The following is a 254-nucleotide window of genomic DNA, read 5'->3' on the forward strand; positions in this document are numbered from 1 at the left end:
TGGCTTTATCGCACACGTCCGGACCGTTCGCTTGGTCCGGCCCTGTTCATCGGTTTTCTGACGCTTCTCGCCGTTCTGATGTGGCTTGAGACGCTGAGGATCAGCACCCTTTTCTGCGAAACCGATCTTTGCTGCGCATTCTGGATCGCCGCCTCCGACGTGCGGGAGGCCGCTCATGGCTAATCCGACGCGCCGCCCCTTTTTCGCGACATCCGTTTCAGTCCACATTCTCGCTCTTTTGATACTCACAACCG

Annotated in this window: 1 protein-coding gene; it reads left to right on the top strand. The window is 57.9% G+C overall.

Annotation, left to right across the window (positions count from 1 at the left end):
• Nucleotides 1-183: hypothetical protein (locus EK416_RS17795; RefSeq protein WP_164730110.1), on the top strand; the 183-nt coding region annotated here is incomplete at its 5' end.
• Between the last annotated feature and the right edge of the window lie 71 nt (nucleotides 184-254).

The sequence above is a fragment of the Rhodomicrobium lacus genome, assembly GCF_003992725.1.
In the GTDB taxonomy this organism is placed as follows: domain Bacteria; phylum Pseudomonadota; class Alphaproteobacteria; order Rhizobiales; family Rhodomicrobiaceae; genus Rhodomicrobium; species Rhodomicrobium lacus.